Source organism: Escherichia sp. HH41S (assembly GCF_009820115.1).
In the GTDB taxonomy this organism is placed as follows: domain Bacteria; phylum Pseudomonadota; class Gammaproteobacteria; order Enterobacterales; family Enterobacteriaceae; genus Escherichia; species Escherichia coli_F.
Map to the genome: position 1 here is coordinate 191,701 of NZ_VNXE01000015.1, position 24,177 is coordinate 215,877.

General features: G+C 50.3%; 21 protein-coding genes and 1 tRNA gene. 14 read left to right on the plus strand and 8 right to left on the minus strand.

Annotation, left to right across the window (positions count from 1 at the left end; translation table 11 throughout):
• Positions 1–15: 15 nt before the first annotated feature.
• Positions 16–1,398 (minus strand): Cu(+)/Ag(+) efflux RND transporter outer membrane channel CusC, encoded by a 1,383-nt coding sequence (cusC, locus tag FQZ95_RS04125; protein WP_160529901.1) that lies wholly within the window; start codon positions 1,396–1,398, stop codon positions 16–18.
• Positions 1,399–1,554: 156 nt separating this feature from the next.
• Here cusC and cusR point away from each other — a divergent pair, with 156 nt between their 5' ends.
• From cusR to envY, 6 genes are all read left to right on the plus strand, one after another.
• Positions 1,555–2,238 (plus strand): copper response regulator transcription factor CusR, encoded by a 684-nt coding sequence (gene cusR / locus FQZ95_RS04130; RefSeq protein WP_000770953.1) that lies wholly within the window; start codon positions 1,555–1,557, stop codon positions 2,236–2,238.
• Positions 2,228–3,670, plus strand: coding sequence for a Cu(+)/Ag(+) sensor histidine kinase CusS (gene cusS, locus FQZ95_RS04135; protein ID WP_160529902.1), 1,443 nt, complete (start codon positions 2,228–2,230; stop codon positions 3,668–3,670). Before cusR ends, cusS begins: the two co-directional genes overlap by 11 nt.
• A gap of 149 nt (positions 3,671–3,819) precedes the next feature.
• Positions 3,820–6,057 (plus strand): cyclic di-3',5'-guanylate-activated glycosyltransferase NfrB, encoded by a 2,238-nt coding sequence (nfrB, locus tag FQZ95_RS04140; RefSeq protein ID WP_105288296.1) that lies wholly within the window; start codon positions 3,820–3,822, stop codon positions 6,055–6,057.
• Positions 6,044–9,016, plus strand: a complete 2,973-nt coding sequence (nfrA, locus tag FQZ95_RS04145; protein ID WP_160529903.1) for a bacteriophage adsorption protein NfrA — start codon at positions 6,044–6,046, stop codon at positions 9,014–9,016. The genes nfrB and nfrA overlap by 14 nt, the downstream gene beginning before the upstream one ends.
• On the plus strand, positions 9,017–9,907 hold the full coding sequence (locus FQZ95_RS04150; RefSeq protein WP_160529904.1) for a DUF4434 family protein: 891 nt from the start codon (positions 9,017–9,019) through the stop codon (positions 9,905–9,907).
• Positions 9,908–10,089: 182 nt separating this feature from the next.
• Positions 10,090–10,851 (plus strand): DNA-binding transcriptional regulator EnvY, encoded by a 762-nt coding sequence (gene envY / locus FQZ95_RS04155; protein WP_112912134.1) that lies wholly within the window; start codon positions 10,090–10,092, stop codon positions 10,849–10,851.
• A 45-nt stretch (positions 10,852–10,896) separates the two neighbouring features.
• Here envY and FQZ95_RS04160 read toward each other — a convergent pair.
• Positions 10,897–10,973: transfer RNA gene (locus FQZ95_RS04160), tRNA-Arg, on the minus strand.
• A 242-nt stretch (positions 10,974–11,215) separates the two neighbouring features.
• Here FQZ95_RS04160 and fimZ point away from each other — a divergent pair.
• Positions 11,216–11,848, plus strand: coding sequence for a fimbria biosynthesis transcriptional regulator FimZ (gene fimZ / locus FQZ95_RS04165; protein WP_000805420.1), 633 nt, complete (start codon positions 11,216–11,218; stop codon positions 11,846–11,848).
• A 2-nt stretch (positions 11,849–11,850) separates the two neighbouring features.
• On the opposite strand, the gene sfmF is transcribed toward fimZ, so the two are convergent.
• The 5 genes from sfmF to fimA all read right to left on the minus strand — a co-directional run bounded on the left by sfmF (position 11,851) and on the right by fimA (position 17,491).
• Positions 11,851–12,366 (minus strand): fimbria assembly protein, encoded by a 516-nt coding sequence (sfmF, locus tag FQZ95_RS04170; RefSeq protein WP_160529905.1) that lies wholly within the window; start codon positions 12,364–12,366, stop codon positions 11,851–11,853.
• A 10-nt stretch (positions 12,367–12,376) separates the two neighbouring features.
• The gene (gene fimH / locus FQZ95_RS04175; protein ID WP_160529906.1) at positions 12,377–13,384 is read right to left on the minus strand and encodes a type 1 fimbria D-mannose specific adhesin FimH; all 1,008 of its coding nucleotides are present in this window, start codon (positions 13,382–13,384) and stop codon (positions 12,377–12,379) included.
• 12 nt (positions 13,385–13,396) lie between these two features.
• Positions 13,397–16,006, minus strand: a complete 2,610-nt coding sequence (locus tag FQZ95_RS04180) for a fimbrial biogenesis usher protein (RefSeq protein ID WP_160529907.1) — start codon at positions 16,004–16,006, stop codon at positions 13,397–13,399.
• 30 nt (positions 16,007–16,036) lie between these two features.
• A complete protein-coding gene (gene fimC / locus FQZ95_RS04185) occupies positions 16,037–16,729 on the minus strand; it encodes a type 1 fimbria chaperone FimC (RefSeq protein WP_000988389.1) in 693 nt (230 codons plus the stop codon).
• Between the two features lie 219 nt (positions 16,730–16,948).
• Positions 16,949–17,491 carry a type 1 fimbrial major subunit FimA gene (gene fimA, locus FQZ95_RS04190; RefSeq protein ID WP_000776555.1) on the minus strand — a complete coding sequence of 181 codons (543 nt, stop codon included), beginning with the start codon at positions 17,489–17,491 and terminating at the stop codon, positions 16,949–16,951.
• Positions 17,492–17,962: 471 nt separating this feature from the next.
• Between fimA and folD the strand changes: the two genes are divergently transcribed.
• The 3 genes from folD to FQZ95_RS04205 all read left to right on the plus strand — a co-directional run bounded on the left by folD (position 17,963) and on the right by FQZ95_RS04205 (position 19,672).
• The gene (folD, locus tag FQZ95_RS04195; RefSeq protein ID WP_000729155.1) at positions 17,963–18,829 is read left to right on the plus strand and encodes a bifunctional methylenetetrahydrofolate dehydrogenase/methenyltetrahydrofolate cyclohydrolase FolD; all 867 of its coding nucleotides are present in this window, start codon (positions 17,963–17,965) and stop codon (positions 18,827–18,829) included.
• Position 18,830: 1 nt separating this feature from the next.
• On the plus strand, positions 18,831–19,043 hold the full coding sequence (gene ybcJ, locus FQZ95_RS04200) for a ribosome-associated protein YbcJ (RefSeq protein ID WP_000190288.1): 213 nt from the start codon (positions 18,831–18,833) through the stop codon (positions 19,041–19,043).
• A gap of 107 nt (positions 19,044–19,150) precedes the next feature.
• Positions 19,151–19,672, plus strand: coding sequence for a metal-dependent hydrolase (locus FQZ95_RS04205; RefSeq protein ID WP_160529908.1), 522 nt, complete (start codon positions 19,151–19,153; stop codon positions 19,670–19,672).
• A 35-nt stretch (positions 19,673–19,707) separates the two neighbouring features.
• Here FQZ95_RS04205 and cysS read toward each other — a convergent pair whose 3' ends face one another.
• Positions 19,708–21,093, minus strand: a complete 1,386-nt coding sequence (gene cysS, locus FQZ95_RS04210; RefSeq protein WP_000912346.1) for a cysteine--tRNA ligase — start codon at positions 21,091–21,093, stop codon at positions 19,708–19,710.
• 173 nt (positions 21,094–21,266) lie between these two features.
• Here cysS and ppiB point away from each other — a divergent pair, with 173 nt between their 5' ends.
• The 4 genes from ppiB (at position 21,267) to purK (ending at position 24,176) form a co-directional block, all read left to right on the plus strand.
• Positions 21,267–21,761 (plus strand): peptidylprolyl isomerase B, encoded by a 495-nt coding sequence (gene ppiB, locus FQZ95_RS04215; RefSeq protein ID WP_000256002.1) that lies wholly within the window; start codon positions 21,267–21,269, stop codon positions 21,759–21,761.
• 2 nt (positions 21,762–21,763) lie between these two features.
• Positions 21,764–22,486, plus strand: a complete 723-nt coding sequence (lpxH, locus tag FQZ95_RS04220; RefSeq protein WP_088541947.1) for a UDP-2,3-diacylglucosamine diphosphatase — start codon at positions 21,764–21,766, stop codon at positions 22,484–22,486.
• 116 nt (positions 22,487–22,602) lie between these two features.
• Complete coding sequence (purE, locus tag FQZ95_RS04225; protein ID WP_001295318.1) at positions 22,603–23,112, plus strand: 5-(carboxyamino)imidazole ribonucleotide mutase; 510 nt, start codon at positions 22,603–22,605, stop codon at positions 23,110–23,112.
• Positions 23,109–24,176, plus strand: coding sequence for a 5-(carboxyamino)imidazole ribonucleotide synthase (gene purK, locus FQZ95_RS04230; protein ID WP_088541946.1), 1,068 nt, complete (start codon positions 23,109–23,111; stop codon positions 24,174–24,176). The genes purE and purK overlap by 4 nt, the downstream gene beginning before the upstream one ends.
• Position 24,177 lies beyond the last annotated feature (1 nt).

Consider the following 24,177-nt stretch of genomic DNA (forward strand, 5'->3'; position numbering starts at 1 on the left):
TCCTGGAGTTAAAATTTATTGCTGCCAACCGCCACCCAGGGCGGTATATAAGGAAACTTCGTTAACCTGACGGGCATAATTCAGGTCGAGTAAAGTTTGTCGGGTTGCAAAAAAGGAACGCTCGGCATCCAGCACTTCCAGATAACTTACCGCGCCGTGCTGATATAATGCCCGCGCCCGTTGCAAAGTAATTTGCAGCGACGCCAGATAACGCTGCTGGGCGCTGATTTGATCGTTCAGGCTTTGACGTAATGCAAGCGCATCTGCCACTTCTTTAAAGGCGTTCTGAATTTTCTGTTCATAATTCACCACCGACTGCTGCTGGCGAATTTCGGCGATATCCAGATTGGCCTGGTTGCGTCCGGCATTAAAAATGGGGATCTCAATTTTGGGAATAAAATTCCACATCCCGCTACTGGCGTTAAATAATGATGACAGATCGCTGCTGGCAGTTGATATTCCGCTGGTCAGGCTTATAGACGGGAAAAATGCCGCACGCGCAGCACCAATATTGGCATTAGCCGCCATTAACGCGTGTTCAGCTTCCATAATATCCGGGCGCTGCAACAAGATTTGCGACGACAAGCCCGCCGGTAATTTAACGCTTTGCAGGCTGTCGCTGTTTACTGTCTGCGCTTGCGGCAGCTTGCCGTAGTTTCCCAATAACAGTTGCAATGCATTATTCGCCTGCGCCAGTTCCCCCTGACGTTTAGCGATGTCACTGCGGGTACTTTCTATCATCCCGCGAGCCTGTTCCAGCGCCAGAACATTGCTGCTACCAGTCAAAAGTTGTTTTTCGACAAACGCATATGACTGCTGATAATTACGCAGCGTTTCTTCGGCTATTTGTAATTGCGCATAAGCCAGTTGCTGATTGAAATAGCTTTGCGCGACATTAGAAACCAGCAGAATATGCACCGCGCGCTTAGCTTCCTCAGTGGCTAAATAATTTTGTCGCTCGGCTTCGCTCATGTTCTTTAAGCGACCGAAAAAATCTAGATCAAAGCTGGCGTTAAGGCCAGTCGAGAACTCCCGCGTCGTGGCTGAATCGCCTTTAAGATTGCCGCTCCAGCTGCCGCTGCCCTCGCCATTGAGCTGTGGGTAGCGGTCGGCATCGGTCAGACGATATTGCGCCCGTGCCTCCTGCACTTTCAGCGTCGCCATGCGCAAATCCCGATTATTCACCAGCGCCTCGCTAATCAGCGTCTTCACCTGATTATCAACAAAAAAGGTGCGCCAGCCCGCGTTCTGGTAGTTATCTACCGCGTTAACCAGGCCGTTCTGGCTGAGTGAGAACTGCTGCGGCACGGGCATTGCCGGACGCTGATATTCCGGTGCCAGAGAACAACCGGTTAACGCAAGGGCCACACAAAATGGCAGAAGTTTACAAGGAAACATAGGCACATAATTTCTGGTGATTTTATGCCGCCAACTTTACACGCCAGGCTCTGATTTTCCGGTGACAGGAAAATGACAAAATTGTCATTTTGCCAATAAGCGATTGCCATCTGATCCCGCTACTCTAGAATTGCCCGGACAACATGCGGAGGAAATATGAAACTGTTGATTGTCGAAGATGAAAAGAAAACCGGCGAATACTTAACCAAAGGGTTAACCGAGGCCGGTTTTGTGGTTGATTTGGCCGATAACGGGCTGAATGGATATCATCTGGCGATGACAGGTGATTATGACCTGATAATCCTCGATATTATGCTGCCGGACGTGAACGGCTGGGATATCGTGCGTATGTTGCGTTCCGCCAATAAAGGGATGCCGATTCTGTTACTTACCGCGCTTGGCACCATTGAACATCGCGTCAAGGGGCTGGAGTTGGGGGCAGATGACTACCTGGTGAAACCGTTCGCTTTTGCTGAACTGCTGGCGCGGGTGCGGACTCTACTGCGGCGCGGGGCGGCGGTAATTATCGAAAGTCAGTTTCAGGTTGCCGACCTGATGGTCGATCTCGTTAGCCGCAAAGTCACCCGCAGCGGTACGCGCATCACTTTGACCAGTAAAGAATTTACCCTGCTGGAATTTTTCCTCCGCCATCAGGGTGAAGTGCTGCCCCGCTCGCTTATCGCCTCGCAGGTATGGGACATGAATTTTGACAGCGATACTAACGCTATTGATGTGGCGGTGAAGCGACTGCGCGGCAAAATCGACAACGACTTTGAGCCGAAGCTGATTCAAACCGTGCGCGGCGTGGGTTACATGCTTGAGGTGCCGGATGGCCAGTAAGCCGTTTCAGCGCCCGTTTTCGCTGGCAACCCGCCTGACCTTTTTTATCAGCCTTGCCACCATTGCAGCGTTTTTCGTCTTTGCCTGGATCATGATCCACTCGGTAAAAGTGCATTTTGCCGAGCAGGATATTAATGATTTAAAAGAGATTAGCGCCACATTCAGGCGTGTTCTTAATCATCCCGAAGAGACACAAGCCCGACGCTTAATGACGCTGGAAGATATCGTCAGTGGTTATTCCAACGTGTTGATTTCCCTGGCAGATAGCCACGGTAAAACGGTGTATCACTCTCCCGGTGCGCCGGATATCCGCGAGTTTGCACGTGATGCCATACCCGATAAAGACGCTCGGGGCGGCGAGGTGTATCTCCTTTCCGGCCCGACAATGATGATGCCAGGCCACGGTCACGGGCATATGGAACACAGCAACTGGCGGATGATTAACTTGCCGGTTGGCCCGTTGGTGGACGGCAAACCGATTTATACGCTCTACATCGCGCTGTCTATCGATTTTCATCTTCATTACATTAATGATTTGATGAATAAACTTATTATGACCGCATCGATCATCAGCATCCTGATCGTCTTTATCGTGCTGCTGGCGGTACATAAAGGCCACGCGCCAATTCGCAGCGTCAGCTGTCAAATCCAGAACATTACCTCGAAAGATCTCGACGTTCGCCTCGATCCACAGACCGTGCCCATTGAACTGGAACAACTGGTGCTGTCGTTCAACCATATGATCGAGCGTATCGAGGATGTCTTTACCCGCCAGTCCAATTTCTCAGCGGATATCGCCCACGAAATTCGCACGCCGATTACGAATCTCATAACGCAAACGGAAATCGCCCTCAGCCAGTCGCGCAGCCAGAAGGAGCTGGAAGATGTGCTCTACTCTAATCTCGAAGAGCTGACGCGAATGGCGAAAATGGTCAGCGATATGCTGTTTCTCGCTCAGGCCGATAACAACCAGTTAATCCCCGAAAAGAAAATGCTCAACCTGGCGGATGAAGTTGGCAAAGTGTTCGATTTTTTCGAGGCGTTAGCGGAAGATCGCGGCGTGGAGTTGCGGTTTGTTGGCGACGAATGTCAGGTTGCGGGCGATCCGCTGATGCTGCGTCGGGCGTTAAGCAACCTGCTTTCTAACGCCCTGCGTTATACGCCGCCCGGAGAGGCAATTGTAGTGCGCTGCCAGACGGTCGATCACCAGGTGCAAGTTACCGTCGAAAACCCCGGTACGCCCATTGCGCCCGAGCATTTACCGCGTTTGTTTGACCGTTTCTACCGCGTTGATCCTTCCCGCCAGCGAAAAGGTGAAGGTAGCGGCATTGGGCTGGCGATAGTGAAATCGATTGTTGTCGCGCATAAAGGCACGGTTGCAGTAACGTCAGATGCGCGGGGAACAAGGTTTGTTATCATATTACCCGCTTAATCCTTCAGCAATCGGCAACTTTTATAACCAGTGTAAAAATAACGTGCCGCAATAATCCTACCTATTAATGATAAAAAGCTGTCACAATTCATAAAAAACTTTAATATACGCCACCCTAAACATAACCAGCGTTAATGTAAGGTTTTTGTGTGGACTGGCTTCTTGATGTTTTTGCAACCTGGCTATATGGCTTAAAAGTAATCGCGATAACGTTAGCGGTCATCATGTTCATCAGCGGGCTGGACGATTTTTTTATTGATGTCGTCTACTGGGTACGCCGCATTAAACGCAAGTTGAGTGTTTATCGCCGCTACCCGCGAATGAGTTACCGCGAACTGTATAAACCAGATGAAAAGCCGTTAGCGATTATGGTTCCGGCGTGGAATGAAACGGGCGTCATCGGCAATATGGCCGAGCTGGCGGCGACCACGCTCGACTATGAAAACTATCATATCTTTGTTGGCACCTACCCCAACGACCCCGATACTCAGCGTGATGTTGACGAAGTGTGCGCTCGCTTCCCAAACGTGCATAAGGTAGTCTGCGCGCGTCCTGGCCCCACCAGCAAAGCCGACTGCCTGAACAACGTGCTGGACGCCATCACCCAGTTTGAGCGTAGCGCCAATTTCGCTTTTGCTGGTTTTATTCTGCATGACGCCGAAGACGTAATTTCACCGATGGAATTGCGTCTGTTCAACTATCTGGTCGAGCGTAAAGATCTGATTCAGATCCCGGTATACCCATTCGAACGCGAATGGACGCACTTCACCAGCATGACTTACATTGATGAGTTTTCAGAACTGCATGGCAAAGATGTTCCGGTGCGTGAAGCCCTCGCCGGACAGGTGCCCAGCGCAGGCGTCGGTACTTGTTTCAGCCGCCGCGCCGTGACCGCACTGTTAGCTGACGGTGACGGTATTGCTTTCGACGTGCAGAGTCTTACTGAAGATTACGACATTGGTTTCCGCCTGAAAGAAAAAGGTATGACGGAAATTTTTGTCCGTTTTCCGGTGGTGGACGAAGCCAAAGAACGCGAGCAGCGTAAATTTTTACAGCACGCGCGGACGTCAAACATGATCTGCGTGCGCGAATATTTCCCCGATACCTTTTCGACGGCGGTTCGACAAAAGTCTCGCTGGATCATCGGCATTGTTTTCCAGGGCTTTAAAACCCATAAATGGACCTCCAGCCTGACACTCAACTACTTTCTCTGGCGCGACCGCAAAGGGGCAATCAGTAACTTTGTCAGCTTCCTCGCGATGCTGGTGATGATCCAGCTTTTGCTGTTACTGGCGTATGAAAGTTTGTGGCCCGATGCCTGGCATTTCCTTTCTATTTTCAGCGGCAGCACATGGTTAATGACCCTGCTGTGGCTAAACTTTGGTTTGATGGTTAACCGCATCGTGCAGCGGGTGATTTTTGTCACTGGCTACTACGGTCTGACGCAGGGGCTGCTATCTGTCCTGCGTCTTTTCTGGGGCAACCTGATTAACTTCATGGCCAACTGGCGCGCGTTAAAACAGGTGCTTCAACACGGCGATCCACGTCGCGTCGCGTGGGATAAAACAACGCATGACTTCCCCAGCGTCACTGGCGATACCCGCTCGTTGCGCCCGTTAGGTCAAATTCTGCTGGAAAATCAGGTCATCACTGAAGAACAACTCGATACGGCACTGCGTAATCGTGTCGAAGGTCTACGCCTGGGCGGTTCAATGCTGATGCAGGGGCTGATTAGCGCCGAACAGCTGGCACAGGCACTGGCAGAGCAAAACGGCGTGGCGTGGGAGTCCATCGATGCCTGGCAGATCCCTTCTTCGCTGATTGCCGCGATGCCGGCCTCCGTGGCGCTGCATTATGCGGTGCTACCGCTGCGTCTGGAAAATGATGAGTTAATTGTCGGCAGTGAAGATGGTATTGACCCGGTTTCGCTGGCAGCCCTGACGCGTAAAGTCGGACGCAAAGTGCGTTACGTCATTGTTCTGCGGGGACAAATTGTCACGGGGTTACGTCACTGGTATGCACGCCGACGCGGTCACGATCCGCGGGCAATGTTGTACAATGCGGTTCAGCATCAGTGGCTCACGGAACAGCAGGCCGGTGAAATCTGGCGGCAATATGTGCCGCATCAGTTCCTGTTCGCCGAAATACTGACCACGCTAGGTCATATTAATCGTTCAGCAATTAACGTGTTGTTATTGCGCCATGAACGCAGTTCTCTGCCGCTCGGCAAGTTTTTGGTCACCGAAGGCGTTATCAGCCAGGAAACGTTGGATCGCGTCCTGACAATTCAACGCGAATTACAAGTTTCGATGCAATCACTATTACTCAAAGCAGGTTTAAACACAGAACAGGTTGCGCAACTGGAGTCCGAAAATGAAGGAGAATAACCTTAATCGCGTCATCGGATGGTCTGGTTTACTGCTGACGTCTTTATTGAGTACCAGCGCACTCGCAGACAATATCGGCACCAGCGCAGAAGAGCTGGGGCTGAGCGATTATCGCCATTTTGTTATTTATCCCCGTCTCGATAAGGCGCTGAAGGCACAGAAAAATAACGACGAAGCAACCGCCATCCGCGAATTTGAATATATACACCAGCAGGTGCCGGATAATATTCCGCTGACTTTATACCTTGCGGAAGCCTATCGCCATTTTGGTCATGATGACCGGGCGCGGCTGTTGCTTGAGGATCAACTGAAACGTCACCCAGGAGATGCCCGACTTGAGCGCAGTCTGGCGGCTATTCCAGTTGAAGTGAAAAGCGTTACGACTGTTGAAGAACTGCTTGCCCAGCAAAAAGCGTGCGACGCTGCGCCGACCCTGCGTTGTCGCAGTGAAGTCGGGCAGAATGCCCTGCGGCTGGCACAATTACCTGTCGCCAGAGCGCAACTGAACGATGCGACGTTTGCTGCATCGCCGGAAGGAAAAACGCTGCGAACCGATCTGCTGCAACGGGCAATCTACCTCAAGCAGTGGTCGCTGGCAGAAACGTTGTTCAGTGAATCACGGCAACAAAATACATTAAACGCAGCTGAGCGCCGTCAGTGGTTTGATGTTCTGCTCGCAGGCCAGCTGGATGATCGGATCCTGGCGCTGCAATCAGAGGGGATCTTCACCGATCCACAGTCGTACATTACTTACGCGACCGCGCTGGCTTATCGTGGCGAGAAAGCACGCCTCCAGCATTATCTCATTGAAAATAAGCCGCTGTTTACCACGGACGCACAAGAGAAAAGTTGGCTCTATCTGTTATCTAAATACAGCGCCAACCCCGTTCAGGCGTTGGCGAATTATACGGTACAGTTTGCCGATAACCGCCAGTATGTTGTTGGCGCGACGCTACCGGTGCTGTTAAAAGAAGGTCAGTACGACGCAGCGCAAAAACTGCTCGCCACCCTCCCCGCCAATGAAATGCTTGAGGAGCGTTATACCGTTAGCGTAGCGACTCATAACAAGGCTGAAGCTCTGCGTCTGGCACGATTGCTGTATCAGCAAGAACCGACAAATCTTACCCGCCTGGATCAACTGACCTGGCAACTGATGCAGAACGAGCAGTCACGCGAAGCTGCCGATTTGTTGCTGCAACGCTATCCCTTCCAGGGCGATGCGCGCGTCAGCCAGACTTTAATGACGCGACTGGCGTCTTTGCTGGAAAGTCATCCTTACCTGGCAACTCCGGCGAAGGTGGCGATTTTATCGAAACCCTTACCGCTGGCGGAGCAACGTCAGTGGCAAAGTCAGTTGCCGGGTATTGCAGATAATTGCCCGGCAATAGTTCGCTTGCTGGGCGATATGTCGCCTTCCTACGATGCCGCCGCCTGGAACCGTCTGGCAAAGTGTTATCGGGACACGCTACCCGGTGTGGCGTTGTATGCATGGCTTCAGGCCGAACAACGGCAACCGAACGCCTGGCAACATCGTGCGGTAGCCTATCAGGCGTATCAGGTTGAGGATTACGCCACCGCACTGGCGGCCTGGCAGAAAATCAGTCTTCACGACATGAGCAATGAGGATCTGCTTGCTGCTGCCAATACCGCCCAGGCGGCAGGAAATGGTGCGGCTCGCGATCGCTGGCTTCAGCAGGCAGAACAACGTGGGCTGGGAAACAATGCCCTCTACTGGTGGCTGCATGCGCAACGTTACATTCCTGGTCAGCCGGAACTCGCACTGAACGATCTCACGCGCTCAATCAATATTGCGCCTTCTGCCAACGCTTACGTTGCGCGGGCGACAATTTATCGCCAACGTCATAATGTCCCGGCGGCGGTGAGTGATTTGCGCGCCGCTCTGGAACTGGAACCGAATAATAGCAACACCCAGGCAGCGCTCGGTTACGCCTTGTGGGATAGCGGTGATATCGCACAGTCGCGGGAAATGCTCGAACAGGCGCATAAAGGGCTACCGGACGATCCGGCACTTATCCGACAACTGGCCTACGTGAACCAGCGTCTGGATGATATGCCTGCGACGCAGCACTACGCCCGGCTGGTGATTGATGACATTGATAATCAGGCGCTGATAACCCCACTGACCCCAGAGCAAAATCAGCAACGCTTCAATTTCCGCCGTCTGCATGAGGAGGTCGGTCGCCGCTGGACGTTCAGTTTCGATTCTTCTATCGGCTTGCGTTCCGGCGCAATGAGTACCGCTAACAATAATGTCGGCGGCGCAGCGCCAGGGAAAAGCTATCGTAGCTACGGGCAACTGGAAGCCGAGTACCGCATCGGACGCAATATGCTGCTGGAAGGCGATCTGCTCTCGGTTTACAGCCGTGTATTTGCCGATACCGGAGAAAACGGGGTGATGATGCCGGTGAAAAATCCGATGTCCGGCACCGGTCTGCGCTGGAAGCCGCTGCGCGATCAGATCTTTTTCCTCGCCGTCGAACAGCAATTGCCGCTGAACGGACAAAACGGCGCATCCGATACCATGCTGCGCGCCAGCGCCTCATTCTTTAATGGCGGCAAATACAGCGACGAATGGCACCCGAACGGTTCAGGCTGGTTTGCCCAAAACCTGTACCTCGATGCGGCGCAATATGTCCGCCAGGATATTCAGGCGTGGACGGCAGATTATCGCGTAAGCTGGCATCAGAAGGTGGCGAACGGACAGACTATTGAGCCTTACGCTCACGTTCAGGACAACGGTTATCGTGATAAAGGCACTCAGGGCGCGCAGCTTGGCGGTGTCGGGGTCCGCTGGAATATCTGGACCGGCGAGACGCACTACGACGCCTGGCCGCACAAAGTCAGTCTCGGCGTCGAATATCAACATACCTTTAAGGCGATTAATCAACGTAACGGAGAGCGCAACAACGCGTTTCTCACCATTGGAGTGCACTGGTAAATGCGTAAGTTCATTTTCGTATTGCTGACACTGCTTTTGGTCAGCCCTTTTTCCTTTGCGATGAAAGGTATTATCTGGCAACCACAAAACCGTGATAGTCAGGTTACCGATACCCAGTGGCAGGGGCTGATGAGTCAGTTACGTTTGCAAGGCTTCGATACCCTGGTTTTGCAATGGACCCGTTACGGCGATGCATTCACCCAGCCAGAACAGCGCGCGTTATTGTTTAAGCGTGCCGCAGCTGCGCAACAGGCTGGCCTGAAGCTGATTGTCGGGCTGAACGCCGATCCAGAATTTTTTATGCACCAGAAACAGTCGTCCGCGGCGCTGGAAAGCTATCTTAATCGCCTGCTGGCAGCCGATCTCCAGCAAGCCAGAATATGGAGCGCCGTACCTGGCGTAACGCCGGATGGCTGGTACATCAGCGCAGAAATTGACGACCTGAACTGGCGCAGCGAAGCCGCCCGTCAGCCCTTGCTAACGTGGTTAAACAATGCGCAGCGGCTGATTAGTGATGTTTCGGCAAAACCGGTTTATATCAGTAGTTTTTTCGCCGGAAATATGTCGCCCGATGGCTATCGCCAACTGCTGGAACACGTTAAAGCAACCGGCGTTAATGTCTGGGTTCAGGATGGCAGCGGCGTGGATAAACTTACTGCTGAACAGCGTGAACGTTATCTACAGGCCAGCGCCGATTGCCAAAGCTCCGCCCCTGCCAGCGGCATTGTTTATGAACTGTTTGTCGCCGGTAAAGGCAAAACCTTTACCGCGAAACCGAAGCCAGACGCAGAAATTGCCTCACTGTTAGCGAAACGTTCCTCTTGCGGTAAAGACACGCTCTATTTCTCTCTGCGCTATTTGCCCGTTGCGCACGGTATTCTCGAGTATTAAATCTCCTCCAGGTAAGTCGGGTACGACCTGGCTTACCTCTTTCGCTCTCGTCAGAATTCCATCAAGATTAATTGCTAAAAAGCGTGCTAAAGAAAGAAGATCGTTATCGGCGAACGGGCCGATCACTCATGCAGGAAGCATAGATCCTTTGAGCGGAGTTTCTGATATCTGAGGAGTGCGAAATGCAATTGAGCAGCAGTGAACCTTGCGTGGTGATCCTGACCGAAAAAGAGGTAGAGGTAAGCGTCAATAACCATGCTACGTTTACCCTTCCGAAAAATTACCTGGCCGCCTTCGCGTGCAACAATAACATCATTGAACTCTCAACGTTAAATCACGTATTAATCACCCACATCAACCGTAACATCATCAACGATTATCTGTTGTTTTTAAATAAGAACTTAACCTGCGTAAAGCCCTGGTCGCGGCTGGCTACCCCGGTTATCGCTTGTCATAGCCGTACACCGGAAGTGTTCCGGCTAGCCGCCAACCACAGCAAGCAGCAACCCAGCAAACCCTGCGAAGCGGAGTTGACGCGCGCATTGCTTTTTACCGTATTGTCTAACTTTCTTGAGCAATCGCGGTTTATTGCCCTACTGATGTATATCTTACGCAGCAGCGTCCGCGACAGCGTCTGCCGCATTATTCAAAGCGATATTCAGCATTACTGGAATCTGCGAATTGTCGCCAGTTCGCTCTGTTTAAGCCCCAGCCTGCTCAAAAAGAAATTAAAAAACGAAAATACCAGCTATAGCCAGATTGTCACAGAGTGTCGTATGCGTTACGCCGTACAGATGTTATTGATGGATAACAAAAATATCACTCAGGTAGCGCAATTATGTGGCTATAGCAGCACGTCGTACTTTATCTCTGTTTTTAAGGCGTTTTACGGCCTGACACCGTTGAATTATCTCGCCAAACAGCGACAAAAAGTGATGTGGTGAAGGGCAAAGCGGAAACAGATAAGACTGGCATAAATGAAGAAGAAATGGCGCGCCCTGCAGGATTCGAACCTGCGGCCCACGACTTAGAAGGTCGTTGCTCTATCCAACTGAGCTAAGGGCGCGTTGATACCGCAATGCGGTGTAATCGCGTGAATTATACGGTCAACCCTTGCTGAGTCAATGGCTTTTGATCTGGTTGCTGAACAAGTGAACGACCGCGTCTGATTTTCTGATTTATTTCGCTATAGCGGCAAACAAACGTACACCGCTGTGCGTCTGAATCAAGAAAACCCGTATTTTCATGTATCAAAGTACAATTTCCCGCCCTAACGGAAAATTGTCCGATCCTATGAGACTGGTAACTATGAAACCAACGTCGGTGATCATTATGGATACCCATCCTATCATCAGAATGTCCATTGAAGTTCTGTTGCAAAAAAACAGTGAATTGCAGATTGTCCTGAAAACGGATGATTACCGCATAACCATCGATTATCTCCGAACCCGTCCTGTTGATTTAATCATTATGGATATAGACTTACCCGGTACAGACGGTTTTACCTTCCTGAAAAGAATCAAACAAATCCAGAGTACGGTGAAAGTATTATTTTTATCATCGAAATCAGAATGCTTTTATGCTGGCAGAGCGATACAAGCGGGTGCTAACGGTTTTGTCAGTAAATGCAATGATCAGAATGATATTTTTCATGCCGTTCAGATGATTCTCTCTGGATACACTTTTTTTCCCAGTGAAACGCTCAACTATATAAAAAGTAATAAATGCAGCACCAATAATTCAACAGCTACAGTGCTATCTAATCGTGAAGTGACTATATTACGCTATCTGGTTAGCGGATTATCTAATAAAGAAATTGCCGACAAACTATTACTTAGCAATAAAACAATTAGTGCGCATAAATCTAATATTTATGGCAAACTCGGTTTGCATTCAATTGTAGAACTTATCGACTACGCCAAATTATATGAATTAATATAATATTAATTATAATTGATCATAAATATCGCATCCGCTTTCGCCACACCTGGTTGGACACCGCTGGCTAACGCTCGATAATTGGCAAAAAAGTTTAGCGTTACATTGCCATTTGCATCTACCTCCTCAGTCGGGCTCGCCTCGCCCAGCGCAAGCCGGGAGCGATCGCTCTTGCGTAATTCGATAGCGACGGTTTGTGCCATTGCGGGATCGTCCAGGGCCAGCAGGTTGGTATCGGATGCCGGCGTTCCCGTAAATAAAATCGCGACTGAACCCGGAGGACATCCCTCCAGCCGCAGGCTAAAAGGGACGAGTGCCGTGGTATCGCCAGCGGTCAGTAGTTGTGTCGTAGGCCATCTGCCTAAATCTACCGTCTTATCAATATCCGCTGTGTTTACGGTACAGGAGAAATCAACAACGTTACCGTGCAAATTGATATTAATCGTTCCTAAAGGGTCAGCTGCCCATCCACTGGAACTCCACAGTAGCCCGCAGAAACAGCTAAAGAGTTCTCTTCTCATTCTCCATACCTCATTGATAATCGACGCGTAAATACCCCAGCGCGCTAAACGGCCCTTCGGTCGGTTTTTGACCGGTAATACTGATAGGCCAGGCGCGAAGTGTGACATTGGCTGCCGCAGCTGCATCCAGACGGAAAGGAATAACGCTATTGAGATCGTTAGGCGTGATCGGCGTATCGTTCTGATCGGCGACAATAAAACCTAAATCCTGATTGTCCGACACCATCGCCTGACCAGAAACGGCACTGGCTTCCAGACGCATTGTTAAATAAGCCTGCGCAGCAACATTCGTACATTTGATCGCAATATTCTTGGTTTGCGGCATGACACCATTAGGTCGATTCCCCGGCCCTGCCGCACTAAATAACGATGCACCGATATCACCAAAATCAAATTCAACAATTTGCCCGGTATTTAATTCGCAGTTTTGCGGTACTTCAACCCGGCCACCAAAACTAATGGTATAAACAGGTGTAACCAACGGATCGTAAGGCGTTGATGTCACATACACGGTAAACATCACCTGTCTGGGGATCTCCACCATGTTAATAAAAGGACGAATAACCTTTAAACGAAATATCAAACGAGAATCCATCACCCCGAACGGAAGGTTTTGCGAAACGTTAGGATCTGTTCCCATACGGATATAATTTTGCGGGGGAAACTGAATATCCATCACGCTATCAACCAGACTCATCGCACCTAATAGATAATCATTTAATTGCATATATTTATAATTATCGATAGTTTCCTGAACAACAAAGTTGGTGACATAACTACGGTATGTATAATTCACCAGCGTGCCGGGTGGGCAAATTGCTGACACACCTACCCAGCCGGATTTTTCCGGTAAAACAACAATCTGACCTGGCTGGTTATTGGTGCTATTAAAAACATTTGAGAGATCATAGTGTTCATCTTCTGCTACGCCAGTACTATTTGCACAAACAGTAGCCCAGGATATGTTTGTTAACCACAAACATGCCATTGCCAATAATGACCTGCAGATTATCTTCATTGATAATTTCCTTTATGAGCCAGGATGTGTGCAAACTGCCGAAATAACAGTGACGGCTTGCTGTAAGCTTTGCTTCGGCAATACATAGTGCGCAATGCAGCGTGAGTTCGCGCCGTCTCCCCACTGAACCAGTAATTCACCAGACAATGGCGCACCACTTAAATAAACTTGCCCGTCATCACCCACCATACTGGTTATTCCGGTACTGTTTTCCCGTACCAGTGATCCAAACGGCACCGGTTTTCCGCCCTGGGTAACGGTAATGAGCGCCCGCACGCCTATGCGGGTATCAAAATTGGCACGAACCAACGCGCCTTGCGTCGGCACAACGCTGCTAATATTTTTTTCAACATCGATGGAATTCCCCATCGTATTGGTATCAAGCGCGATACGGTTATACCGATAAACCGTGGCATACGGCATCACCGCATAGCCGCGCCAGTCGGTTAAAATTCCAGTTTGATTTTCAATGCGTACACCGCCTGCGCCAGGCGCTTTAATCAAAACATTGGTATCCCCTAAAGGCTGGCTCAGCGTTATACCATTTTCATGCCCGACCACACCGCCAGACAGCTGCCAGTTAACGTCATGTTGATCGCGGTCGTAGTTATACCCGACCCCCAGCGTACCGTAAGCGGCCTGCCAGTTTGCCGTGGCGCTGCCCGTGTACCCATTATTCGAGGTATCGCCCTGGCTTACGTGATAACTCAGGTTGTGGCCTTCCAGTAAGGTCCCACCAACGCCTGCCAGCCAGCTATTTTGCCCGTTGCTGTTACGGTTGGCGTTAAAGGAGGCATAAGCGCGATCGAGCGCATTTTCCCGGGTGTAGCGACGTTTGGTCAGAACATTGAAAGGCACTGAAACATTAAGTCCGACAATACGTTCGTTATCGGGGATCCCTACAGATTCATTCCACGAAAATGAGAGTGAATAACTGATGCCAACCCAGCTGCTGGTATACCCCACCTGATACCAGGTATCTGAATCCGAAGTATTCCAGTATTTTTGATGGGTACCAGAAATATAAAGCGAGCCAAAGTCATTAAGTGATTGTGAAATATTTAACTGCAAACGGTCTTTACGACTAAAGCGTAAATTGTGGTAATTCACGATTATCGGTTCATCGCGATGCTCACCGTCATAATCGTAATCATATTCGTACCCCTCCATTCGACGATACGCAACATCATCAAGGGTATAAAAACCTTGTGTCGAATAGCGGTAACCCATTAACTGAAAATTGGTGCCGAAAGTGTTCATTGATTTCGCATAGAGGAAGCGAATGGAATCCCCCTCATGACGACTGTCGTCGGCTAACTGACTGCGCGCATGCGTTACATCCAGCGATACTGCGCCCCAGTTCCCGAGGTTGCGCCCCAGCCCTAACAAAAAGGCGGTGTAATTTGCAGATAATTGCGTCCCGCCGTAGGCAGTAAATTCCTGTGGTAAACCGCCGAGTGCCGTGCCCTGAAAAAAGAAAGGCGACGATTGCTGACTATTACCGCTACGAAAATCGCCCGCCGTCAGGTCAAATTTGAAACGCCCTTCGCGTTGTAAAATTGGCACTGTTGAATACGGAATAGTGTAATTCTGCTGATTACCATCGCGCTCGTCGATGGTGACGTCCAGATCGCCATTTGAAGATGTCGGGTGCAAATCTGTAATTTCGAAAGCGCCGGGGGAAACATAGCTTTGATAGATAATAAAACCATTTTGCCGAATCGTTAGCTGGGCCGCCGTACGGGCAATCCCACGTACCGTTGGGGCAAACCCTTGCTGGCTATCTGGATACATATTATCAGAAGAATAAAGCCGTACACCTCGAAATCCGACGCCATCGAAAATATCACTCCCTGTATTACCGTCTCCCATTACCAGTTCACTTTTCAGCGGAATAATGGCGCGCTGTACCCAGGTGCCAATATTATTCCACTGTTCTGAATGATATCCATTTCCGCGAAAATAGTTCCAGGAACCATTGTTGCGTAAACGCCACGGGCCAATATTAATCCCACTGAGTTCACTAAAAAAATAGCTATCGTTACCATTACCTCTGTTACCGGTGAAATTATAATTCAGGAGTAAAGCAGGAATACCTTCATCCCACTCTTCAGGCGGAATGTAACCGTGAGCGCTACTCAACAACGCTATCTGAGGAATAGTGATGTTCAGGCGCATCGCTGCAAAATCGAAGTTAATTGTGGCATCAGGTATAGCTTTCAGTAAATTGATGCATTTATTGTTTTGCTGCTGAGCTAACTCGGGAAATGCACTGCTATTAAGGCCAATTCGTTCAAGGAGTGCCTGGTTAAAACAAGGCATTAACCCACCTGATTTATCACCTGTATTTACTGTCGTCGATTCAAATACGATATCCTGTGAACCAATGAACTCATCATTACGCCAGAGATCCACCCGATACACACCCGCAGGTTGATGATTACCTCTCTCAAAGCGCGATAAATCAGCAACGGATGTGCCATTCTCTAATAAAAATGCCGGGTTGAAATAACTTTCCGCATAGCTTAAAAAGGAGGGTAAAATGGCAAGAGATGAATAACAAATTCCGGCCAGACACCAGGTATACCTCTGCGGAATATCCGTAGTAGTGGGTATTTTCATAATTAGCTCTGATATTGTCAGATGATTCGGTTAGTTTAAGTTCACTTCTCTGACCGGGGTTACTGAACCATAATCATTAACGGTCTGAAATTTCAGCTTTCCCTGTACTCCTGAGGGTAAGGGAATTTGTGAATTAACTCTGGGTGCAGCCATAGCATTCCCCAACTTTTGGCTGCCCACTTGCAGGTTAACCAGGGTGACATAAAAAGGTGATGGATTATGAACATTGATATAGTTACCGGATCGCGAAAACTTGAGTGTGTCCGGCGCTTCTGCGGGTAATTCTTGTAGTTGAATTGGACGGAGAAATAACTTCATGCGCGATAAAATCGCCAGTTGCAAAACATTCCTGCCGTTCAATGCATTTTTATCTACCGAAGGGATCGTCTTAACATTCATCCAGAACAAAGACTCACGATCTGCCGCCAGCGGTGGACCGGTGTAAATAATACGCAAGGTATTTTCGCTTTTGGGTTCACTAACAAACAGTGGCGGTGTAATGATGAATGACTTTTCTTTTACACCGCTACTGTTTTCAATCCACGAATTGACCAGAAAGCGCTCATTGGTATGGCTATTTCTAATCCATACCGCAGTCTGTTTAGCATCAGCGGGATAAATAATACGCGTGGCACCTAATGCGATCCCTCCGGCAGCATGGGCGCTGGCCGAAATGATTAAATAAAATATAATGGGCATCAATAACTTTATTTTAGTCATCATAGTTAATACGCCTTGTGTATTCCTGACGGCAAAAATAAGGAGTATAAAGAAATGATTGCTTTGGTTTATTACAACACATCATTCCCTTTTCATTTAATAAAGCGGCATGATACAAAGTGAGCGTGATTTCGATTTACATTGCCACCATACCGCTTCAGACAACCGGTACATTACTTTGTTATAAGACGTGATATATAATTCAAAACTACGTAGTTTTGATTATTCGTATCTCATAATAAAAGTCGCGTCAGCATTTGCTTGCCCTGCTGATGCACTTGTACCGGTGCCTTTATAACGCGCAGAAAAATGAAGAACGTTGGTCCCGGGGATCAAGTTCTGGTTGGTTGAGAAGCTATTCCCATCAGGTTTGAGAATTGCGGATGTATTATCAAGTATTTCAATACCGACACCCGTTGCTGTTGTTGTATTGGTACTGGATGCAATGGCCAATAAATTATCATTGATTGCATCCGCCTGACCAGAAAATGCAACGGCAGCATTAGCGGCAACAACAGGATCGCAGTCGTTCAACTGTATAGTGAATGGAATTAATGCAGAGGTATTACCAACAGCATTGAAAATATCGGTACGATATTGACCGAGTGTGACAACCTGGTCTGCCGAGTCAGTATTCACTGAACAGGCAGCATTCACCAGTTCGCCTTCAAAGTGAATTGTACCGCCATCTACAACGGCAGCATAACTACCCGTAGCGGCGAATAGTGCGGCAGCCAGCGCAGACGAAATAAATCTTAATTTCATATATATTCCTTCAATCTCATTTATCGACTCCACATCCGTATATAACCGATTACTTTATTTAAGACACTGATAGTAGTAAAATTCCTTTTTATCCTCTAAGAAGGTCTTAATTGAAAATATGCACTCTATTCTAAAAAATAGAGAGCCCCGTCAGATGAATATTTCCGCGCAAAATATATTCAACACAAATATAGACCTGAAGCGGTAAATTACCAGGCTGAAAATTCTTTTTATATTGTCAGGTATTTCTTAAATTATCTTAATCCTTAGACAAGGAAATAAATCAGTTCCAGATTTACAACGTCATCATGGACGAAAAATGAAGTTTTCAATCTCAGCGACGGTGTGCCTCACCTTCGCAAGAGGCCGCTTCACACGATAAATCTGAAACGAAACCTGACAGCGCGCCCCGCTTCTGACAAAATAGGCGCATCCCCTTCGACCTACGTAACAGATGGAATCCTCTCTCTGATGGCAGCAAAGATTATTGACGGTAAAACGATTGCGCAGCAGGTGCGCTCTGAAGTTGCTCAAAAAGTTCAGGCACGTATTGCAGCTGGACTGCGGGCACCAGGACTGGCCGTAGTACTGGTGGGTAGCAACCCTGCATCGCAAATTTATGTCGCAAGCAAACGCAAAGCTTGTGAAGAAGTCGGGTTCGTCTCCCGTTCTTATGACCTCCCGGAAACCACCAGCGAAGCGGAGCTGCTGGAGCTTATCGATGCGCTGAATGCCGACAACACCATTGATGGCATTCTGGTCCAACTGCCGTTACCGGCGGGTATTGATAACGTCAAAGTGCTGGAACGAATTCACCCGGACAAAGACGTTGACGGTTTCCATCCTTATAACGTCGGTCGTCTGTGCCAGCGCGCGCCACGTCTGCGCCCCTGCACCCCGCGTGGTATCGTCACACTGCTTGAGCGTTACAACATTGATACCTTCGGCCTTAACGCCGTGGTGATTGGCGCATCGAATATCGTCGGTCGCCCAATGAGCATGGAACTGTTGCTCGCAGGTTGCACCACCACCGTGACTCACCGCTTCACTAAAAATCTGCGTCATCACGTAGAAAATGCCGATCTACTGATCGTTGCCGTCGGTAAGCCAGGCTTTATTCCCGGTGACTGGATCAAAGAAGGCGCAATTGTGATTGATGTCGGCATCAACCGTCTGGAAAATGGCAAAGTTGTGGGCGACGTGGTGTTTGAAGACGCGGCTAAACGCGCCTCATACATTACGCCTGTTCCGGGCGGCGTTGGCCCGATGACGGTTGCCACGCTGATCGAAAACACGCTACAGGCGTGCGTTGAATATCATGATCCACAGGGTGAGTAACATGGCGACATTTTCTTTAGGTAAACATCCGCACGTTGAGCTGTGCGACTTGCTGAAACTGGAAGGCTGGAGCGAAAGCGGCGCACAGGCGAAAATCGCGATTGCTGAAGGCCAGGTAAAAGTCGACGGCGCGGTTGAAACGCGCAAACGCTGCAAAATCGTCGCCGGTCAGACAGTGAGTTTTGCAGGTCACAGCGTACAGGTTGTTGCCTGATCCCTTTCCCGGCCTGTATCAACAGGCCGGTTCTCTTTTCAGACTTTTGTCCTCTACGTCCCTGTCATCCATGCTGATAGCATCGACATTTTGCCGAAGCGACCATCATGCCAACCGTTATTACGCACGCCGCCGTTCCCCTTTGCATTGGTTTAGGGTTGGGTTCGAAAGTCATCCCTCCGCGCCTGTTATTTGCCGGAATCATCCTGGCGATGCTACCCGATGCCGACGTATTGTCGTTTAAATTTGGCGTTGCTTACGGCAATGTTTTTGGTCATCGCGGGTTTACCCATTCGCTGGTGTTTGCGTTTGTTGTCCCGCTGTTATGTGTGCTGATTGGACGTCGATGGTTCAGGGCTGGGCTGATTCGCTGCTGGCTGTTTTTAACCGTCTCCTTGTTATCGCACAGCTTGCTGGATTCGGTAACCACTGGCGGTAAAGGCGTTGGCTGGCTGTGGCCGTGGTCAGATGAACGCTTTTTCGCTTCCTGGCAGGTGATTAAGGTCGCGCCGTTCGCGTTGTCTCGTTACACCACGCCGTACGGTCATCAGGTAATAATTTCTGAATTGATGTGGGTATGGTTGCCGGGGATGGTACTGATGGGAATGTTGTGGTGGTGGAGGCGATAACCGGATGCGAGAACTCGCATCCGGCAATAGAGTATTTACTTACGACGCCAGGTGGTTCCTTGCGGACCATCTTCAAGCACGATCCCCATCTGGTTAAGACGGTCACGCGCCGCATCCGCCGCCGCCCAATCTTTGGCTTTACGGGCATCCAGACGCTGTTGAATTAAGGCTTCAATCTCAGCCACTTCGCTGTCGTCTGCCTGCGCGCCGCTTTGCAGGAATGCTTCTGGTTCTTGCTCCAGCAGGCCCAGCACGGCAGAAAGTTTACGCAGATGAGACGCCATTGCGTTCGCCGCTGCCATATCTTCTGCTTTCAGACGGTTCACTTCACGCGCCATATCAAACAGCACGGAATAGGCTTCCGGGGTGTTGAAATCGTCGTCCATCGCTTCAATAAAGCGCGCTTCAAACGCTTCGCCACCCGCAGGAGCAACGGTTTTATCTGTGCCGCGCAGCGCAGTGTAGAGACGCTCCAGCGCCGCGCGTGCCTGCTTCAGGTTCTCTTCGCTGTAGTTCAGCTGGCTGCGATAGTGGCCCGACATCAGGAAGTAACGCACGGTTTCCGCGTCGTAGTATTTCAGCACATCGCGCACGGTAAAGAAGTTACCCAGCGATTTGGACATCTTCTCTCGGTCAACCATTACCATCCCCGAGTGCATCCAGTAGTTCACATACTGACCATCATGGGCACAGGTGGACTGAGCGATTTCGTTTTCGTGGTGTGGGAACATCAGGTCTGAACCACCGCCGTGGATATCAAAGTGGTTACCCAACTGCTTGCAGTTCATTGCCGAACATTCAATGTGCCAGCCTGGACGGCCTGCGCCCCACGGAGACGGCCAGCTCGGTTCGCCCTCTTTCGACATCTTCCACAGAACGAAGTCCATCGGGTTGCGTTTGTCGTCGACCACGTCAACGCGCGCGCCTGCCTGCAGCTGGTCGAGATCCTGACGCGACAGCACGCCATAGGTTGGATCGGTCGGTACGTCGAACATCACGTCGCCGTTGTCCGCCACATAAGCGTGACCTTTGGCGATCAGTTGCTCAGTGAGCTCAATAATTTCTGCGATATGGTGCGTCGCGCGCGGCTCCATATCCGGGCGCAGAATGTTCAAAGCATCAAAATCTTTGTGCATTTCGGCGATCATGCGATCCACCAGCGCTACAAAGCTTTCGCCATTTTCATTGGCACGCTTGATGATTTTGTCGTCGATATCGGTAATGTTGCGCACATACTTCAGCTTATAGCCGAGGAAACGCAAATAGCGTGCAACCACATCAAAGGCAACAAAGGTACGCCCGTGACCGATATGACAGAGATCGTAAACGGTGATTCCACACACGTACATGCCGACTTCCCCGGCGTGAATAGGCTTAAATTCCTCTTTTTGGCGTGTCAGAGTATTGAAGATTTTTAGCATCGAAGATTCCGTTTAGACATGTGTGGGTAATTGAGTTGCGTATAATACCCATATTTCCCGCGCGAATCAGCATACATTGCGTGATGATCCGATCGTGCGGTTATGCTATAACACCACCCTATATATGACCCGAATCGGGTTGAAGCACCAATCAAACGGAACAGGATGCAAAAATGGTTACTTTCCACACCAATCACGGCGATATTGTCATCAAAACTTTTGACGATAAAGCACCTGAAACAGTTAAAAACTTCCTGGACTACTGCCGCGAAGGTTTTTACAACAACACCATTTTCCACCGTGTTATCAACGGCTTTATGATTCAGGGCGGCGGTTTTGAGCCAGGCATGAAGCAAAAAGCCACCAAAGAACCGATCAAAAACGAAGCCAACAACGGTCTGAAAAACACCCGCGGTACGCTGGCAATGGCCCGTACTCAGGCACCGCACTCTGCAACTGCACAGTTCTTCATCAACGTGGTTGATAACGACTTCCTGAACTTCTCTGGCGAAAGCCTGCAAGGTTGGGGTTACTGCGTGTTTGCTGAAGTGGTTGAAGGCATGGACGTGGTTGACAAAATCAAAGGTGTAGCAACCGGTCGTAGCGGTATGCACCAGGACGTGCCAAAAGAAGACGTTATCATTGAAAGCGTGACCGTTAGCGAGTAATCGTGGCGACACTCTTTATTGCAGATCTTCATCTCTGCGTGGAAGAACCGGCGATCACCGCCGGTTTTCTGCGTTTTTTAGCGGGGGAAGCCCGCAAGGCCGACGCGCTGTATATTCTTGGCGATCTGTTTGAAGCATGGATTGGCGATGACGATCCCAACCCACTTCATCGCCAGATGGCCGCAGCGATCAAAGCGGTGTCCGATTCCGGTGTTCCCTGTTATTTCATTCATGGCAACCGTGATTTTCTGCTTGGCAAACGCTTTGCCTGTGAGAGTGGCATGACGTTATTGCCGGAAGAAAAAGTGCTCGAACTTTATGGTCGCCGGGTGTTGATTATGCATGGCGACACGCTGTGCACCGATGACATCGGTTATCAGGCTTTTCGCGCCAAAGTCCACAAACCCTGGCTGCAAACGCTATTCCTCGCCCTGCCGTTGTTTGTGCGTAAACGCATTGCCGCGCGAATGCGCGCGAACAGCAAAGAAGCCAACAGCAGTAAATCGCTGGCGATCATGGACGTTAACCAAAACGCGGTGGTCAGTGCGATGGAAAAACATCAGGTGCAATGGCTGATCCACGGGCATACCCATCGCCCGGCGATCCATGAACTTATCGCCAATCAGCAACCTGCTTTCCGTGTCGTGTTGGGTGCCTGGCATACGGAAGGTTCAATGGTGAAAGTCACGGCGGATGACGTTGAGCTGATTCATTTTCCGTTTTAAATACCCGCAACTTTACTGATTTCACAGCCACGCAACCGTTTTCCTTGCTCTCTTTCCGTGCTATTCTCTGTGCCCTCTAAAGCCGAGAGTTGTGCACCACAGGAGTTTTAAGACGCATGTCTTCCCGCAATAATCCGGCGCGTGTCGCCATCGTGATGGGGTCCAAAAGCGACTGGGCTACCATGCAGTTCGCCGCCGAAATCTTCGAAATCCTGAATGTCCCGCACCACGTTGAAGTGGTTTCTGCTCACCGCACCCCCGATAAACTGTTCAGCTTCGCCGAAAGTGCCGAAGAGAACGGTTATCAGGTGATTATTGCGGGCGCAGGCGGCGCAGCGCACCTGCCGGGCATGATTGCCGCCAAAACGCTGGTGCCAGTGCTGGGTGTGCCAGTACAGAGCGCCGCACTGAGCGGTGTCGATAGCCTCTACTCCATCGTACAAATGCCGCGCGGCATTCCGGTGGGTACGCTGGCGATAGGTAAAGCTGGCGCGGCAAACGCCGCGTTACTGGCAGCACAAATTCTTGCGACTCATGATAAAGAACTGCACCAGCGTTTGAATGACTGGCGCAAAGCCCAGACTGATGAAGTGCTGGAAAACCCGGACCCGCGAGGTGCGGCATGAAACAGGTTTGCGTCCTCGGTAACGGGCAGTTAGGCCGTATGTTGCGCCAGGCAGGCGAACCGTTAGGCATTGCTGTCTGGCCGGTCGGGCTGGACGCTGAACCGGCGGCGGTGCCCTTTCAACAAAGCGTGATTACCGCTGAGATCGAACGCTGGCCGGAAACCGCATTAACGCGCGAGCTGGCACGCCATCCGGCCTTTGTGAACCGCGATGTGTTCCCGATTATTGCCGACCGTCTGACTCAGAAGCAGCTTTTCGACAAGCTTCACCTGCCGACTGCACCGTGGCAGTTACTTGCCGATCGCAGTGAGTGGCCTGCGGTGTTTGATCGTTTAGGTGAACTGGCGATTGTTAAGCGTCGCACTGGTGGCTATGACGGTCGCGGTCAATGGCGTTTACGCGCCGATGAAACCGCACAGTTACCGGCTGAATGCTACGGCGAATGTATTGTCGAGCAGGGCATTAACTTCACTGGTGAAGTATCGCTGGTTGGCGCGCGCGGCTTTGATGGCAGCACTGTGTTTTATCCGCTGACGCATAACCTGCATCAGGATGGTATTTTGCGCACCAGCGTCGCTTTCCCGCAGGCCAACGCACAGCAGCAGGCGCAGGCCGAAGAGATGCTGTCGGCGATTATGCAGGATCTGGGCTATGTGGGCGTGATGGCGATGGAGTGTTTTATCACTCCGCAAGGTCTGCTGATCAACGAACTGGCTCCGCGTGTGCATAACAGTGGTCACTGGACACAAAACGGTGCCAGCATCAGCCAGTTTGAGCTGCATCTGCGGGCGATTACCGATCTGCCGTTACCGCAACCGGTGGTAAATAGCCCGTCAGTGATGATCAACCTGATTGGTAGCGATGTGAACTATGACTGGCTGAAACTGCCGCTGGTGCATCTGCACTGGTACGACAAAGAAGTGCGTCCGGGCCGTAAGGTGGGGCATCTGAATTTGACCGACAGCGACACATCGCGTCTGACCGCGACGCTGGAAGCATTAATCCCGCTGCTGCCGCCGGAGTATGCCAGCGGCGTGATGTGGGCGCAGAGTAAGTTCAGTTAAC

Coding starts and splice junctions, on each gene's coding strand:
- cusC (WP_160529901.1), bottom strand. CDS start 1,398: ATGTTTCCTTGTAAACTTCTGCCATTTTGTGTGGCCCTTGCGTTAACC.
- cusR (WP_000770953.1), top strand. CDS start 1,555: ATGAAACTGTTGATTGTCGAAGATGAAAAGAAAACCGGCGAATACTTA.
- cusS (WP_160529902.1), top strand. CDS start 2,228: ATGGCCAGTAAGCCGTTTCAGCGCCCGTTTTCGCTGGCAACCCGCCTG.
- nfrA (WP_160529903.1), top strand. CDS start 6,044: ATGAAGGAGAATAACCTTAATCGCGTCATCGGATGGTCTGGTTTACTG.
- FQZ95_RS04150 (WP_160529904.1), top strand. CDS start 9,017: ATGCGTAAGTTCATTTTCGTATTGCTGACACTGCTTTTGGTCAGCCCT.
- envY (WP_112912134.1), top strand. CDS start 10,090: ATGCAATTGAGCAGCAGTGAACCTTGCGTGGTGATCCTGACCGAAAAA.
- fimZ (WP_000805420.1), top strand. CDS start 11,216: ATGAAACCAACGTCGGTGATCATTATGGATACCCATCCTATCATCAGA.
- sfmF (WP_160529905.1), bottom strand. CDS start 12,366: ATGAGAAGAGAACTCTTTAGCTGTTTCTGCGGGCTACTGTGGAGTTCC.
- fimH (WP_160529906.1), bottom strand. CDS start 13,384: ATGAAGATAATCTGCAGGTCATTATTGGCAATGGCATGTTTGTGGTTA.
- FQZ95_RS04180 (WP_160529907.1), bottom strand. CDS start 16,006: ATGAAAATACCCACTACTACGGATATTCCGCAGAGGTATACCTGGTGT.
- fimC (WP_000988389.1), bottom strand. CDS start 16,729: ATGATGACTAAAATAAAGTTATTGATGCCCATTATATTTTATTTAATC.
- fimA (WP_000776555.1), bottom strand. CDS start 17,491: ATGAAATTAAGATTTATTTCGTCTGCGCTGGCTGCCGCACTATTCGCC.
- folD (WP_000729155.1), top strand. CDS start 17,963: ATGGCAGCAAAGATTATTGACGGTAAAACGATTGCGCAGCAGGTGCGC.
- ybcJ (WP_000190288.1), top strand. CDS start 18,831: ATGGCGACATTTTCTTTAGGTAAACATCCGCACGTTGAGCTGTGCGAC.
- FQZ95_RS04205 (WP_160529908.1), top strand. CDS start 19,151: ATGCCAACCGTTATTACGCACGCCGCCGTTCCCCTTTGCATTGGTTTA.
- cysS (WP_000912346.1), bottom strand. CDS start 21,093: ATGCTAAAAATCTTCAATACTCTGACACGCCAAAAAGAGGAATTTAAG.
- ppiB (WP_000256002.1), top strand. CDS start 21,267: ATGGTTACTTTCCACACCAATCACGGCGATATTGTCATCAAAACTTTT.
- purE (WP_001295318.1), top strand. CDS start 22,603: ATGTCTTCCCGCAATAATCCGGCGCGTGTCGCCATCGTGATGGGGTCC.
- purK (WP_088541946.1), top strand. CDS start 23,109: ATGAAACAGGTTTGCGTCCTCGGTAACGGGCAGTTAGGCCGTATGTTG.